General features: G+C 58.9%; 10 protein-coding genes and 1 pseudogene. 4 read left to right on the top strand and 7 right to left on the bottom strand.

From position 1 onward, the window contains the following. Positions 1–48: 48 nt before the first annotated feature. The 5 genes and pseudogenes from N8E89_RS11745 to N8E89_RS11725 all read right to left on the bottom strand — a co-directional run bounded on the left by N8E89_RS11745 (position 49) and on the right by N8E89_RS11725 (position 10,127). A pseudogene (locus N8E89_RS11745) lies at positions 49–1,817 on the bottom strand (type I secretion system permease/ATPase). A gap of 72 nt (positions 1,818–1,889) precedes the next feature. Continuing rightward, positions 1,890–2,399, bottom strand: coding sequence for a 6TM ABC transporter family protein (locus tag N8E89_RS11740; RefSeq protein WP_146147845.1), 510 nt, complete (start codon positions 2,397–2,399; stop codon positions 1,890–1,892). Positions 2,400–2,574: 175 nt separating this feature from the next. Next, positions 2,575–4,074 (bottom strand): calcium-binding protein, encoded by a 1,500-nt coding sequence (locus tag N8E89_RS11735; RefSeq protein WP_262259953.1) that lies wholly within the window; start codon positions 4,072–4,074, stop codon positions 2,575–2,577. 211 nt (positions 4,075–4,285) lie between these two features. Further along, entirely contained in the window at positions 4,286–6,430 is a 2,145-nt protein-coding gene (locus N8E89_RS11730; protein WP_262261881.1) for a calcium-binding protein, read from the bottom strand. After that, complete coding sequence (locus tag N8E89_RS11725) at positions 6,384–10,127, bottom strand: peroxidase family protein (protein ID WP_262259952.1); 3,744 nt, start codon at positions 10,125–10,127, stop codon at positions 6,384–6,386. Before N8E89_RS11725 ends, N8E89_RS11730 begins: the two co-directional genes overlap by 47 nt. 258 nt (positions 10,128–10,385) lie before the next feature. Between N8E89_RS11725 and N8E89_RS11720 the strand changes: the two genes are divergently transcribed. Beyond that, positions 10,386–11,849, top strand: coding sequence for a sensor histidine kinase (locus N8E89_RS11720; RefSeq protein WP_106666370.1), 1,464 nt, complete (start codon positions 10,386–10,388; stop codon positions 11,847–11,849). A 14-nt stretch (positions 11,850–11,863) separates the two neighbouring features. On the opposite strand, the gene N8E89_RS11715 is transcribed toward N8E89_RS11720, so the two are convergent. Further along, positions 11,864–12,532: a response regulator gene (locus N8E89_RS11715; protein ID WP_106666369.1), complete on the bottom strand. Its 669-nt coding sequence runs from the start codon at positions 12,530–12,532 to the stop codon at positions 11,864–11,866. A gap of 314 nt (positions 12,533–12,846) precedes the next feature. Here N8E89_RS11715 and N8E89_RS11710 point away from each other — a divergent pair, with 314 nt between their 5' ends. From N8E89_RS11710 to N8E89_RS11700, 3 genes are read left to right on the top strand one after another with little or no spacing between them, the layout of a single operon-like run. Then, positions 12,847–13,482: a TetR/AcrR family transcriptional regulator gene (locus N8E89_RS11710; RefSeq protein WP_106666368.1), complete on the top strand. Its 636-nt coding sequence runs from the start codon at positions 12,847–12,849 to the stop codon at positions 13,480–13,482. Further along, positions 13,479–14,015, top strand: coding sequence for a GFA family protein (locus N8E89_RS11705; RefSeq protein WP_106666367.1), 537 nt, complete (start codon positions 13,479–13,481; stop codon positions 14,013–14,015). The genes N8E89_RS11710 and N8E89_RS11705 overlap by 4 nt, the downstream gene beginning before the upstream one ends. Beyond that, positions 14,008–14,130: a hypothetical protein gene (locus N8E89_RS11700; RefSeq protein WP_262259950.1), complete on the top strand. Its 123-nt coding sequence runs from the start codon at positions 14,008–14,010 to the stop codon at positions 14,128–14,130. The genes N8E89_RS11705 and N8E89_RS11700 overlap by 8 nt, the downstream gene beginning before the upstream one ends. Position 14,131: 1 nt before the next feature. On the opposite strand, the gene N8E89_RS11695 is transcribed toward N8E89_RS11700, so the two are convergent. Then, entirely contained in the window at positions 14,132–15,409 is a 1,278-nt protein-coding gene (locus tag N8E89_RS11695) for a cell wall hydrolase (RefSeq protein WP_262259949.1), read from the bottom strand. Between the last annotated feature and the right edge of the window lie 108 nt (positions 15,410–15,517).

The raw sequence follows: 15,517 nt of genomic DNA, 5'->3' as shown, positions 1-15,517 counted from the left end.
ATTCCTCGGTATCCGGTTTGGCCGATTTGGTTCCCTTGACCTCGATCATCATGCTGAAACTCTCGATGTGACGCGCGGCGCATGTTGTGCTGCGGGCGCTGGCCTGTTGGCCGGTTCTGCGGGGACGGACGATTTGAGGATCTCGTCCTTTGGTCCAAAAGCCACCATCTTGCCGCTCTGGATAACGGCAACCAGATCGACGGCGGCCAGTGCGCTTGGCCGGTGCGCGATGACGATGGCGATGCCACCGCGTGCACGAATTGATTTGATCGTCTCGGTGAGCGCCAGTTCGCCCTCTCCATCGAGATTCTGAGTTGGGCTCGTCCATGATGACAATGAACGGGTTGCGGTAGAGCGCTCGCGCCAGTCCGATGCGCTGACGCTGACCGGCCGAAAGCGACGCGCCCTGCGGCCCCAAAGCCGTGCGATAGCCATCCGGCATGCGCACGATCATTTCATGAATGCCCGTCGTTTGCGCGGCGTCCACGATCGCGCGCGCGTCCACCTGCGGTTCAAGCCGCGAGATATTTTCTTCGACTGTTGCGTCAAGCAAGGCCACATCCTGTGGAAGATAGCCGACATATTGACCGAGATTGCTGTCCGACCACTGCGTCAGTTCCGCATCGTCCAGCCTGACGCTGCCGCGCAGCGTCGGCCAGATACCCGTCAGGGCGCGCGCGAGCGTCGTTTTGCCGCCGCCACTCGGGCCAATGATTCCTGAGAGCCTGGCCAGCCTTGATCTCGAAGCTCACATCGCTCAAGAGAACACGGCCCGAGCCTGGCGCCGCAACTGTAATCTTCTCGACTTTCAGCGAACCGGCAGGCGCGGGCAATTCCATTGGCGGTTCGCTTCCCGATAGCGCGATGACGGTTTCTTTCAACCGCTGAAAAGCGGTACGCGCCGCGACGACGCTCTTCCAGTTGCCAATCGCCAAATCAACGGGCGCGAGCGCGCGGGCCGAAGCCACCGACGCTGCTATGATGGCGCCGGCGGACAGTTCACCCTGAATCGTCAGCCATGCACCAAGGCCCAGAACGGCCGATTGCAGAACCATACGCAGCACGCGCGACAGTGCGCCGAATGTTCCGCTGATGTCGTTTGTGCGGGTCTGAAGTTCGAGATGCTCCTGGTTGGCGCGATTGAAACGATCGACCGCCCTTCCGGCGAAACCCATCGCCTTCAGGATATCGGCGTTGCGGGCATTGGAATCCGCTATGGCATTGCGCGCAATCGCGGCCTGATGGGTCGCGCTCGCCAAGCGGCGGGTCATCAGTTCCGTTGCGATTGTCAGCATGGACAGAATGAACGCGCCGCCAAAGGTGAGCGCACCCAGATAGGGGTGCAGCATGTAAACAAAAATGAGATAAAGCGGCATCCAGGGCAGATCAAACAAGGCAACCGGTCCCTGGCTGCCCAGAAAGCCGCGCACCGTATCCACATCGCGGCCGCGCTCCAAGGCTTCCGCCGTCGAAAAGCCGAAACGCGGCATATCGATCGCAACCTGATGCGCCATCGGCGCGATCTTGCTGTCAAGACGCGCTCCTACGCGCACCAGTACCTGTGAGCGGATAATGTCGAAAAGCCCCTGGAACAGATAAAGCCCGATGGCCAGGGCCGAAAGCGCCAGCAATGTCGGAACACTGCCGCTGGTCAAGGCGCGATCATAGATCTGCAGCATATAAAAAGAACCGGTCAGCGCCAGAATGTTGATGACGCCGGAGGTGGTGAAGAGAAAAATGAAAATCCCGCGAAAGCCTTGTGTCAGCTTTTCTGCGTTTTTCCGCTTGGTGCCGGTTAAAGGGGTCTTGGAACGCATTTTTCGCTACCGTTTTTGTTGTTGAGCTACTTGGCGCACGGACATCCACCGCCGCCTCGAAGTGGTCGATGTTCACAATTTCAAATTCAGATCCTTGAGGCTGTGTGTCCCCTTGATGCTGAGGCGCATCTCGGCATTGCTGTCGCCTTCGACGCGCCCGCGAATGACCGTGTAGGCTCCGTCTTGCCGTGTCTCGTAGGTTACGAACCAGTGAGCGGTAGCGCCGGCAAATCCCATTGCTTTCAACATCTGCTGATTTTGGGCGTTGGAATCGGCAATCGCCGTACGGACAAGAACCGCTTCATAGGCCGCATTTGCCAGGCGTCGCGTCATCAGTTCCGCTCCGATGGTCAGGACCGCCATCGCAACGGCGAAAGCGAGCAAGCCTGGATAGGGATAGAAAATATAGACAGCGAGGAGGTAAAGAGGCAGGCACTGCAGCTCGAAAGGAGCACTCAATCCTCCAACAGCCGGCACCTCACGTGCTGCATCGACCGCACGCGTCCGCTGCAGCGACCTGGCGGTCGCAAATCCGGGTCGCGGCATATCGATCGTGGCCGCCGGTACAATCCTGCTGTTCAAATGTTCACCAAGGGCGGCCAAAACCCGCATCCGACAAGTTCTGAAAATGTCCCGCGGTTGAAGGCCGGGTTTCTTGCCAGTTCTACTCACAAAAATTTGGGAACGCATTGTCATCACCACTCTTGTTCTTGTTGGTGTGCGGCGAGCCGGAAGTCCCGGCTCGCCGCGCCTCGGGCTACAGATTGAAGTCCGAGGTGGTCAGATTGTGCGTCCCCTTGATGCTGAGCCGCAGTTCTGTTGAGCTGTCCCCGTCAACGCTGCCTTGAACGACTGTGTACTCGCCATCGGCACGCGTCTCATGGGTCACGATCAGCTGGGCGGCGCCACTCAGTGCCGACGCAGTGACGAGCGTGAAGGCCTCATTTCCACCCGTACCATTGTTGGCGTCGATGCCGCTGAGATCGATCTTGTCGCCCGGCTGGAAGCTTACGATGGTGTCACCGTCAGCATTTGATGCCGATCCAAAGCGGAAGATGTCGTTGCCGGCACCGCCGTCCATCACATTCACGGCCGCACTTGCGGTAATCGTGTCATTGCCCGACCCCGTCACGACATTTTCGACGTTCCAGAGGGTATCGTGGCCGGATTGACTGCTCGAAGCACTACCCCGGCCAGAGAAGCCATTACCAAGATCAACGGTCAGGTTGGCAGTGATTGCCGCCATGTCGAGCGTGTCGCCGCCTGCGTCACCGTAGTATGTGTCGTCACCGTCGCCGGCGTCCGTCACAAACGTGTCGTTGCCCTCGCCACCCTGCGCGGTGTCATTGCCCGCGCCGGAATTGATCAGGTCATTTCCACCGTCGCCAAAGATGCGATCTGCTCCTGCATCACCATAGAGCATGTCGTTTCCATCGCCGCCGAGAACATCGTCATTGCCGGCACCGCCGAAGACCATGTCATTGCCGCTGTCCGCACTGAGGAAGTCGTCGCCATCATCGCCGCGCATGACGTCTGCTCCGCCTCCGCCCATGGCGACATCATTGCCGCCAAGTGCGACGATTGTCTCACCGTTCGCTGTGCCAAGAAGCACATCGGCGTTGGCCGTACCGACAACCGGTGCCCCTGTTGACGAACCAGTACCAGGCGCTGGCGGCGGTGTGTCGTCGTCGTCTTCTTCTTCGACCGGAGGATCTTCGTTCTCTCCGATACCCGGCAAGCCGTCGGGCGCGGTGAACGTGATGCTATGATCACCACTGGTCATGGTCGTCACACCATTTTCAGTCGTAGTCGTATAGTCCGCAGCAGTCTTGCCGTCTGGCAGTTCAATCACGTCCTCAGGACGAAGAGTTCCAAGGATGGTGTCATTGCCGCCATTGGATTTGAAGACAATGCGGTGAGCCGAACTCAGAGCCGAGATATCGATCGTATCGTCGCCCGCATTGCCATCGATGGTGATGGTATTGAGGCGAAGGCTCGTGCCTGAGAAGTCGCCGATAGCCAGGAAGCTGTCGCCTGCCCCCGCACCACCGCTCGGTCCTGTCGGATCGACGCTGTTGATGCGGATTTCCTCAATTTCCCGCAGCTCTGCGATGATCGAGGCGGCATTGGTGCCATTGCGCGTGATAATGATCTCCGTCGCGCCATTGATACCGAAGAGAGTGTTGCCGGGGACCGCATCAAAAGCCGCCCGCGTGTAGATGCGATAGGTTTCACCGCTCGCATTTCCGTTGACCACAAAGGTATCGCCGGGACCGCCTTCGGTACCGCCATCAACAACGTCGCGGCCATCGGTCGGTCCACTTGCGTTGGCGTTCCAGATGATCGTGTCATCGCCGGCCGCTCCGCTGATCGTATCGTTCCCCTGGAGGCCGATGATCGTATCGTTGCCGGCTGTGCCGTTCAGCGTGTTGTTCCCATTGGTTGCCCCGCCGACGGGGCCAGCGCCGCTAGCGAGGATATAGTCCGTAACGTCGATAGCGGTATTGGCGATACCGTTGATCTGGATTGTACCGATCGTCGCAAGACTTGCATCCCTGACGGTCAGCAGAGTGTTTCCACCGACTGTCGATCTCGATCACCCGCGCCGCCAGGTTCGCCGCCGTGATGCCCAGTGCACTCAGATCGATGCGGTCCTGTGTGGTCGCCGTGCCGCCCGTCGCGTCGAAGTTAGTAAGAATATCGTCACCGAACCCGCTCGCGTTATAGACGACGATGTCATTGCCGCCATCAACAGCAAGCAGGTTGATCGTATCGTTCCCCGCGCCACCGATGATGTTGTCGGTATCGTTGCCGATGCCGCCGCTCAGCGTATCATTGCCGGCACCGCCATCGATCAGATCGCTGCCATTGCCGCCGTCAACGGTGTCGTTGTCGCCGCCGCCGAAAAGCTGGTTGTTGCCAGTATTGCCGGTGATGACGTTGGCGCCGGCATTGCCGGTACCGTTGATTGCATTGCCGCCGGTCAGGGTAAGATTTTCGATACCAGCAGCCAATGTGTAGCTGATCGAGGCATCGACGCGATCCACGCCCGTTCCGCCGGTTTCGTTCACAACGTCACCCGCATTGTCGACAACGTAGATGTCATTGTCGGCGCCGCCCGCCATGTTGTCCGCCCCGGCACCGCCGTTGAGCGTATCGGTGCCAATACCACCGACAAGCGTATCGTCGTCATCGCCGCCGTTGAGCGTATCGTTGCCATCGCCGCCGTTGAGGGTGTCCTCGCCGAGGCCGCCATTCAATGTGTCGTTGCCGGCAAGTCCGTTCAGTGTGTCGGCCAGGTCACCGCCCGAAATCGTATTGTTGAGAGCATTGCCGGTGCCGACGAACGGATCGGCATCAAGGCCGGTATATTCAAGGTTCTCAACGTTTGCCATGAGTTCGATCGAGAGTGCTGCCATCTCGGTCTCGACCGTGTCCGTACCGGCGTTCAGGGCCTCCACCACCACGTCGGCGAGGTCATCGACAATGTATGTGTCGGAGTCAGCGCCACCGACCATTGTGTCGGCATCCAGTCCGCCATCAAGCAGATCGTTGCCTGAGCCGCCAACCAGCAGATCGTCGCCGGCACCGCCGTCAAGGTCATCGCCGCCGGAATGACCAAACAGGAGATCATTGCCGGTGTTGCCGATCAGATCGTCGCCGCCCGTCGTACCGGAAAGTACGGTATTGACGAGTGCCGCCGCCGTACGGTCGCCGTTGTCGTCGGTGCTGATGGCATAGTCGCCATCAAGCAGGTAGCCGTTAAAGGAGCCGCCATTGAAGTTGACGAACTCGACTGCTTCCCCGGCCGTATCGAAATGATCGACGACCGTGACAGACTGACCGTTGAACGCGATTATCAGATCGTCGTTTCCTGTGCCGACGATATTCTCGTTAAAATTGAGGTCAGTGTAAGCAGCTGCGGCAATCGATATCCGGTCATTCCCACTCGTCTCGACAATCCGGTCAGCCCCGTCGGAGAGACCGAAAGAGTAGGTGTCATCCCCGGCACCACCATTGAGATTGTCGTTTCCAGTGCCGCCAACGAGGATATCGTTGCCGTTATTGCCGTTCAACGTATCGTTGCCTGCGAGCCCCAGAATGAGGTCATCACCCGTGGTGCCGTTGAGCGTATCGTTGCCGGCTGTGCCGACAATCAATCCAACCGTGCCGTCGAGGAATTGCACTCGTTCGATGTTCCGCAATTTATCCGAACCATCCAGGGAGTCCTCGATCGCATGCGTGACAGTGACGTTGCCGTTTGCATCGCTTCCGAACGTGTATTCCGTGCGGTTGCCCTGGTACCTGGCAATATCGATATCGCCAGTGCCGTCGGCAGTCATGATTTCACGCACGATTCTGAGCCGGCCAGGATTGATCTCGCCGGAGAACATTCTCGCAGCCAGGGTCGTCATGCTGTTGTGGTATTCGAGGACCGGTCCGGTGTGCAGGAGATCATTCTCCGCATACACGCCGATGCGCACGTTCAGCCACTTGTCGCCGTCGATGATATCATCGCCGCCGCGGCCCATGATCGTGTCGCTGCCATCGCCGCCAAGAATGATCTCACCGGCACTGAAAGAGGTGACCCCCGCACCCAGGACTGCCTGCAATCCGGCGATAAGAGCAATGCCCTCGGCATCGAAGTGCGCTGCCGGTATATCCTTCCGTCCCGCTGATCTCAGGATCAGGATCGAATGGAAGGCGCTCCGCCGCTGTGACATCAGACCCGGTCAAAAGATCATTGAAAGCCGATCCTGACAGGCCTTCCACCGATCTGTACGCATCAAGCGTAGCATTGGCCGGAGGTGTCGGATTCTCGTCGAACACGATTCCGCGCGTGAAGTCGGCATTGACGCCTGCAGCGTTGTCCTTGTAGGTCGCCCAGTCCCAGCCGGACATGCCGGCCATCTTGCCGCGGCCCGCGCTGCCGACCATGATGTCGTCGCCGCCCTCGGCGATGAACTCGTCAAAGCCGCCATCGCCCAGGAACACATCGTGTCCGTCGATCGCATCACGGGCAAAGATTTCGTCGAAATTGTCGCCCGGGGCACCGTCGAAAGTGCCGGTCTCGATCCAGTCATTGCCTTCGTTGCCAAGAATGCGCTCGGCGTTCTTGTTGCCGTAGATGAAGTCGTTGCCCTCACCCGCGAAGACTTCCGAGCCCATGTCGGTACCGAGGAAGATGAAATCCTGCCCGGAATTGCCCATCACCAGATCGAGACCAGGTCCTGCATGGACCACGTCATTGCCGGCGCCGGCCTTGATGTTGTCGTCGCCGCCGCTGTCCTTGATGATGTCGTCTCCATCACCACCATTGATGATGTCGTTGCCGAAGCCGCCCTCGAGCCTGTCATTGCCGCCATCGCCGAACAACGTGTCGTCACCGATGCCTGCAATGAGGGTATCCGCCTGTTCGGTACCGCCGAGGAGGACATGCTCGTCACCCGTATAGCGCAGGTAGTTTGCTTCTACGCCCGCGGTTGCCGGGTTGTCGCGCAGGACAAGCGGTGTGAGAAGGCTGGTGCCGAGCGGATCCGCCGTGCCGAGCTCGGGGTTGTACTGCTTGGTTTGATCGACTTCGAGAATGAGGCCGGGTGTCGAGAAGACATCCGACGGCAAATGTGTTGCATCGGTGTTGCGCATGATCATGGCAGCGAAGGAATTGTTTTCCATTTCGCCGAACAGGTGCAGGCCATCCAGCCGCTGCAGATAGTAGAACCGGTCGCCGTTCTGCAGTTTTTCCATCTGCACTTCGAAGACGAAGTTGAACGTGGAGCCGAGCATGCCGCCGAAGGGCATGATTTCCTCGGCAAGACCACCGATCCAAAGATCGACGTTTTCGAGACCGCCGAGTACACCGCCCGCATAGGCGCCGGTCGCGTTGAGGAAATCGAGCCTGTCGGCAGGGACCGCCATCACGCCGTCCGCCGAGACGCCGGTGATGATGGTGAGTGCTGCGTCGCGCTTGCCCTCGAGTGTGGTCTGGCTGGTGATCAGCGTGTGGGTACCGTAGGCAGCGATGAAGTTGATGATGGACGCCTCATGTTTGAGGTGCCCGGCAAAATCGACCCAGCTTTCGTATGGCTTGAGCAAGACATCCTGATTGGTTGCCTCGTAAAAATCACGGCGGGCAGCATTCAGCGAGGGAACGCCGGTGTCGCGGCCACGGGCAAGGTTGATTGTCGCAAGGTCGAGAGGCAATCCGAGCAGGTTGTTGCGCAGGGCACTCGTCACGAATTCGTCGATTTCATTGCCGACCTGCCGGGTCATGCCGCGAATGATAGCGCCGGCTGCAATACCGTCCTCGATGGTATGATTGGAGTCGAACTGGACCGGATTGAGAAAGCCTTCGATCAGGCCAATGTCGTTCTCGGCAAAGCTCGGGTCGAAGCGATCAATCGACTCAGTCAGCATGGAGTGGCCGAAGCGGTAGACCACATGGGCAAACTCGGCGACGATCGACGGATCGATCGTGGTGTCAAAGCCGTCCGGAACCAGGAAGACGTTGATATTGGGTTGGATCTTGCGGGCGAATTCCTCAAATACCAGGTGCTGGTATTGCATCTCTGTGCCAAACTTCGCGGCCTGGAACAGGCGCTCGCCGTCCCAGACCAGGCTGGGGATTTGCGCCGCAGTCGGAAGAGCCGCGAGGTCGTCGGCCAGCCATTCGTTGATGAAGGCCAGATCGCCGGTCGCCAGGACCGCTTCCTTGGCGTGGTCGACGAGCCGGTTGTGCTCGGCGTGGAACACATGGTGGACGGCGGTCAGGCCGATATTTTCATTGACGCGGCCGTCGCCGGCGATGAAATGCGCGTCGAGCAGCTCGTTGTCGTATTCGGTATCGCCATTGCCCGGATTTGCCAGGCCGATCGTGATGTCGCCATCGGCGATCTTTCCGATCGGGACGGCTTCGTGGGCGATGTCGGCGAGGAAGGCGTGCCCGGTGCGCAGGGCACCGACCGTCGAAATCGGGGCGGCGGGATTGCCCTCGACCACGATATCGTCAGCCGTGTTGGGAATCCCATCGGCGCCGATCCCGGTGATCAACTGCGGGAAGCCGTTGGGACCGGGAATGAAATTGCCGTATTGATCAGTCCGCAACAGGGGCACGCTGCCCACGTCGCTATCGGTCAGGTCTATCCCGAGCAGAGTCCTGGCCTGCGCCTTGACCTCGCCCCAAGTGGCCATGCCCCCGGCCGCCGCTCCACCGCCTTCGATGAGTTTGCCGGTCGCGACCGGATCCCCAGCGGCGTTGAGAACATACTGGCGCAGGAACACCTGATGAGATGAATGGGACGTGTAGGTCTGGTTCTGGTCGACGAACGATGTTGTCGTGTTGACAGGACGCACGTCGTCATCCGTTCCGAACACACCGTCTGTGCCGGGGGAAACAGTGGCGCGCGTCAAAACCATGAAGTTGGTCTGGCTGCCCTCGACATAGAGGGGGTCGTCCGGCTGCAACGGAATGAACACCGTGCCGCTGCCTCCCTTGTTGACGAGATCGAGCCCGTGATCGAAGAACTGGCCGAACAACGTGAACCAGGAGTTGAATGAGGCCGACAGGCCTTCGTCGGGTGCGATGTTGGGGAGGTGAACGTTATCGCCGTCCATTTCAATGCCGAACGGCAGGACGGCCGCATCGCGCACCGCCCGGGCTCCTTCCAAGGCGGTCACCGTAACTGCATGAGCCGCGGTGGCATCGGCCAGGATGTCAAGGGCGGCCTGCTCTTCCGCCGTTGGAGGCGTGAGAGGATCGCCATCGCCGAGTTCGTCGGCTGCCTTCTTGGCATTCTGCATAACCACGCGCGCTTGATACTCAGCGTCGGAGAATGGCTTGAAAGTTTCATAGACGGCCGTGACGGAAGCCAGATCCGCCATCTGGTTAACCGCGCCGGCACGCTGCAGGGCGGTCAGGATCGCGGCCGGATTTCCCAGCGTCTGGTCGACCAGAAGATTGGAGATCGTGCGCAGGCTTGAATCGAACACCATCGAACCGGGATTGTTCGATGGGTTATAGGATGTGGGTACGGCTGGAGAACCAGGCGGCAAGAATGCAGGCGGAACATTTTCCGCCGGCCGGTAATTCGGATCGAGGAGCCCCGGAAACTGGTTGTCGGCCGCGCCCCACTCCTCCTGGCCGGGAAGCAGGTGATTATAGGTGCCATCGACGGTGCGCAGACCCATGGCAAGATTATATGCGGGCACAAGGCCACCCGGCCCATAGAGAGGCTGGCCAGCGGCGTGGGCCTCGGCAATCTTGATCTGTTCAAGGATGAAATCGAGATCAGAACGAATATAGGTGACCATTTTATTCTCCCTTTGGGCTCACACTAGAAATCGCCGGCTTAAGGCGATGATTCCGGCCTGCGCCTGCCCATGCAGACGCATCATGCGTTGTCCCGTGATCCGGTTTCTCTTGACCGCTCCCAAAACAAAGGAACAAACTGGAACAAAAGAACTTCGACACGAGTTTCGATGGTCGGATGGTGTAGGGGGAAAGGCGAACTTGATAGTTCGGAAGGTCCAGTCAAATGCAAAGACTTTTGTCGATAGAAGGGTGGGACTTTGGGCCCGGACGATGATGCGACCTATGGCCCTAGCGAAGTGAGGAATTCTCCAAACCGGGCGGGTTTCTTTCAACACTGGCAAAGCCTCAGCCTGACTGCTCAATTCCTGATCGTGGCAGCGCTTATCGTCTGCGGATCAATGGCCGTGCTCGGTGAATGGCTGAGCTCACAAATCGCCGCCAACCAGCTGCGAAGCCGGGCGGAATCCGGAGCACTCTATATGGAAGGCTTTCTGGCCCGCCATATCGAGGAGGTCGATGGCAAGCCCAGCGTTTCGGCCAAACGCCAGCAGGAGCTTGACGAGCTGCTGATCGGGACGGATCTCGCGCGGCGCGTGGAGGGGTTCAGGATCTGGGACCATGACGGCACAGTGCTCTACAGCACGGACAAATCCTTGATCGGGAAACGCCTTCCTTCGAAAGACATCGAACAGGCATTTTCCGGAACGGTCGTCGCCCAGTTGGAAATCGGGCATGACGACGATGAAGCCGGCGCCGAGCACCACTCCGACCGGCCGCTCATAGAGATTTACGCCCCCATCTACCGGCCCGGGACGTATGATGTGATTGCCGTCGGCGAACTCTACGAGGCCGCGGAAGAATTCGTTGCACAACGCAGCCAGGCTCAACGCCAGACGTGGGCAATCGTCGGTGCCACAACTTTAACGATCATGGGTCTGCTTTTTCTGATCGTCCGAAGGGCAAGCAGCATAATCAGCACGCAACGCATGACATTGAAAACCCAGCTGAAGAATGCGCAGGCACTGGCCGATCAAAACCGGATACTTCGCAAAACTGCCGACAAAGCCCGAATGGATGCGAGCAAGTCCAACGAGACGCTGCTGAATCGCATCGGCTCGGATTTACACGACGGGCCGGTGCAATTGCTGAGCCTGTTGATTTTGCGGCTGGGTAGCGGGTCTGTCGGCAAGGAACAAGAGCCCCATCACACAGCCCCGCAAGCGGCTGAACTTGAACCCGCGCGTCTGGCCGGTCAGGTGCTTACGGAACTGCGCGAACTCTCAACCGGTCTCGTGCTCCCGGAGATCGAAAACCTGTCACTGGAAGCGGCACTGCGCGTTGCCGTCGAACGTCACGAGTACGCGACCGGATCAGCTGTCGAAGCGAACTACAGCGGCCTTCCCGAACGCGCCGCTCACCCTTTGAAAATTTGCCTCTACCGGGTGATTCAGGAGGGACTGAACAATGCCTTCCGCCACGCAGCTGCGCGCGAACAGCGGGTAATTGCTTCGGCCGATGACAGTGCGATTACGGTTATTGTCAGTGATGCGGGTGCGGGCTCGGAGCAAACCACGGGAGCGACGGGGCGCAGGCACCCGCTGGGGCTTCAGGGTATCCGCAATCGTATTGAAGCATTCGGCGGCTTGATGCAAGTCCAGCAGGAACCAGGTGCCGGAACGCAACTTATCGTCACAGTGCCGTTAGAGAGCAACAGCGTCTGAGGGCGAGGTCTGACCTAATGGCGCGAGATTGGCTCCCCGCGATTGTCGACTTCCAGTTTCTGGGCGGCAATGAGCACTTCCAGGCGATTGCGCGCATGCAGTTTCTGCATCAGGATCGTCATGTAATTCTTGACTGTCTTTTCGCCTATTCCCAGACCGATCGCTATTTCGCGGTTGGTTCGCCCCCGCAACAGCAGACGGACGATTTGCTCCTCGCGGATGCTGAGCTTGATCGGCCCTGCCGCAACCTTCCGCATTGATGCTGTTCTCAACGCCTCGATCACCTTGTATGCAAAGCCTGGCGTAATATAGGTTTCGCCGCAATGGGCGGCGCGTACGCCTTGAAGAAGTTCCTCGGCGCTGCTGCCCTTCAGGATGTAGCCGCTTGCGCCGGCATTGAGCGCCCGAACCGCGTGGTCGCTTCCGGTCATGGCGGTAAAAGCTACGACCTTCGTGCCCGACGATTTCGTCACGATCTCGGAAATCACATCAAAAACATTTCCGGGCATGAACAGGTCCAGGACCATGACGTCCGGGCGAAGCTTCCTATTTAAGTGAAGTGCATCCTCAGACGTGGCTCCTTTGCCAACGACGACAAAATCATCATTTGTCTCGAATAAATTGACGACGCCCGCCAGCATTAGCGGATGATCATCGACCAGCGCGACTGAAATTCGACCCATTGTTATTTGCCCCCTACCCCCCATGCCTTTTCGGCACTTGTTGGCATATTAGGCGCCCGTTCTCGCAATCTGTCCATGTACCCAATTAGGATTAAGTCTTGATTCCTATGAAAGACCCAACGTGCGCCCGGCAAAATTGCTCACGTTACATCGGTTGATTGGCCAAGCGAGATACCGGCAAAAAGACGAAAACTCTGGTGGCAGATTGCGGGCCCGCTGGTTCGAATTCCATTCGCCGAGCCCCCTCAACGGGACCCTGACCCCTCAGTCGAGTCAATCCATTGACACATACCGACCGTATGGTATGTTTGTGTATGTCGAGACCTACCAAACAATCGCCCGAACGCGGCAGCGCAAGGATCCGGCTTCTCGAGGCGGCGCGGGATATCATTCGCGCGAAAGGCTTCGCCGCCACGACAATCGATGACATCTGCAATGCAGCCGACGTCACCAAAGGGGCCTTTTTTCACCACTTCCCGAGCAAGGACGCTCTGGGCGTCGCCGTGGCCGAGTTCTGGGCCGAGACCACCACTGGCTTTTTCGAAGCCGCGCCATATCACGATCCGGCCGATTCCCTGGAACGCGTTCTCGCCTATGTCGCTTTCCGCAAGGCGATCATCACGGGCGACATCGCCGAGTTCACCTGTCTGGCCGGAACCATGGCGCAGGAGATCTACGCAAGCTCCCCTGACATTCGCGATGCCTGTGGCCGCAGCATCTTCGGCCATGCGGCCACGCTGGAGGAGGACATTGAAACTGCGCGACGGGAACGCGGCATCACGGGCGGCTGGACGGCCGAAAGTCTTGCACGCCACACGCAAACGATCATCCAGGGCGGGTTCGTCCTGGCTAAGGCAGGGGACAATCCCGAGCTTGCGCGGGAAAGTCTCGATCATCTGGACCGGTACATCCGGCAATTGTTTCACGTCACGGAGGATGGCGCAAAATGAGCGGAACCACGAATATCGGATGCGTCTGCGGACGGACACGTCTGGAGGTGCTGGGAGAACCAATCCTCGTTTCCGAATGCCTGTGCAACAGCTGCAGGGCTGCTGCGGATCGTCTCGCGACGCTCCCCGGCGCAAGGAACATCCTTACAGCGTATGGCTCGACGCCTTGCGCAGAATACCGCAAGGATCGGGTTCGGATCCTGTCCGGCGCGGATCATTTGCGTGAATTCCGGCTGTCCGCCGATGCGGGTTCACGGCGCGTCGTCGCGACCTGCTGCAATACGCCGGTCTTTCTGGAACTGAAGGGCGCGCACTGGCTCAGTATCTATCTGCACCTCTGGCCGGACGAGGCACGCCCGAGAGCCGAAATGCGAACGATGGCAGGCGACCTGCCCGATGCTCCCAACCTGCCGGAAGACATCCCCAATCTGAGGAGCCATACGGTGTTATTCTACGCAAAGCTTCTGGGGGCGTGGATCGCCATGGGATTCCGCAATCCGAAAATCGAAGTCGCGGGGAAAATTGATGCCTGACGACAAGATCGCAATCGAGAACCCCAATACCCCTGGCCGGACTCAGCAGGCCGATCGCACGAAATACCTGGCAATACGCAAAGCGCTGGAAGAGCGACACTCCAACCTGCCCTAACTTAAATCCAGCCGCCGCCATAGGTGCGGTAGAAGATGTGCTGGCCGATCTTGTCGATGCGCTTCATCGTATGCGCCCAGTTGGCCCGGACATAAACCGCATGGTAATGCGTGGCCGAACCGATTTCGGGCAGGAAAATGCGCCCTGATGTGACAGCCATGGCAACTTCCTGCGCGACTTTCCATTGCTTGGGTTCGGTTACATTCAGCTTCCGGCCTTCGCAGGCAAAGGAAAACTGGCAGCGGTTGATCCAGTCGTTGTTCTGATAGACGACCTTGCAAATGGTCTTCGGATATGCCGGATTGCGGACACGATTGAGAATGACCTGCGCGACCGCAGCCTGTCCCTTGATGCTCTCGCTCCGCGCCTCGAAATAAATGCCTGTTGCCAGGCATTTCTGTTCTTCCCTGGTAAAGACAATCGCGGGCAATGGCGTTGCCAGCCAGTCATGATCACCTTTGCCCAGCTGTGGAATGAACCGGCCCGGCTGTTTTGGTTCGTTCAGGATAGTGTCGAACGGCGACGTCTTGGAGTAATCCGGGGCGGCCGGCGCATAACCCAGCGCCAGAACGTCGGGCTGGTCGTTATTGATCAAACTCGCCAACATTGGCGGGACGTCGTCGGTCGTTTTCACGGGCGCGCGATTGTGGAAGGCGAGTGCAATCTGGATTTCCTTACCGGCAATCTTCGGCTTGGCAAATGCCATCTCGACCTCGACGCCATGGGTCGGCCGGATCAGCATGCTGGAACGCTGCAGGATCGAGCCGGCGCTGAAGGCCTTGGGCGGAGCCTTCTTGCTTATCGAGACAATGCGGCCCTGTTTTTCCGCGCGGTTGATGCGGTCTTCATCTGGCGTCGCATCCGGCGATTTCTGCGAACCGTTGATGGCGATAGAGCCGATGCCGGGGGCCGCAATGCCGCTGGCAGGCACGCCCGAGGTGATCGCCTTCTCGTCGACGAACGACATATTGGCTTTCTGGATCGATCCGGCGGGGGATTTTTCGAGATAGGAGGTCCAGCGGCCCTGGCCCGATCTGGAACCCGACAAAAGGCTGGCCATATCCTGGTAGGCGGTGACAGTGGGCGAAAACAGAAAGATTGCCGCACCCGTGAGAGCAATCGCGCTTTTCTTCGAACCACGGACTTGCTCTCGACGCAATTCCCGACGGAAAACCGCCTGGCACTTTTCCTGGAATTGCCTTAGCGGCCCCATATACTGCCGAATTGTCCGATTCTTCAGCCGGGAGCCCGATGCCCGCAAAAACTCAGAGAAACGCACGCCGATACCCCACTCACAACCGAACAATTCTGGTCGTAAAAATGAAGCATTAACCTTGATGGAGAGTTAACGGCGTCCGGAGAAGTTTAACGGAGCGATGCCAACTTA

Source organism: Phyllobacterium sp. A18/5-2, from assembly GCF_025452215.1.
GTDB classification, from domain to species: Bacteria; Pseudomonadota; Alphaproteobacteria; order Rhizobiales; family Rhizobiaceae; genus Phyllobacterium; species Phyllobacterium sophorae.
Note: the sequence above shows the minus strand (reverse complement) of the source record. Positions and strands in the feature narration are given on the sequence as shown.

What these genes read in the sequence shown, in the direction of transcription:
- N8E89_RS11700 (WP_262259950.1), top strand. Translation starts at nt 14,008, where the DNA reads ATGCCTGACGACAAGATCGCAATCGAGAACCCCAATACCCCTGGCCGG.
- N8E89_RS11710 (WP_106666368.1), top strand. Translation starts at nt 12,847, where the DNA reads ATGTCGAGACCTACCAAACAATCGCCCGAACGCGGCAGCGCAAGGATC.
- N8E89_RS11705 (WP_106666367.1), top strand. Translation starts at nt 13,479, where the DNA reads ATGAGCGGAACCACGAATATCGGATGCGTCTGCGGACGGACACGTCTG.
- N8E89_RS11715 (WP_106666369.1), bottom strand. Translation starts at nt 12,532, where the DNA reads ATGGGTCGAATTTCAGTCGCGCTGGTCGATGATCATCCGCTAATGCTG.
- N8E89_RS11725 (WP_262259952.1), bottom strand. Translation starts at nt 10,127, where the DNA reads ATGGTCACCTATATTCGTTCTGATCTCGATTTCATCCTTGAACAGATC.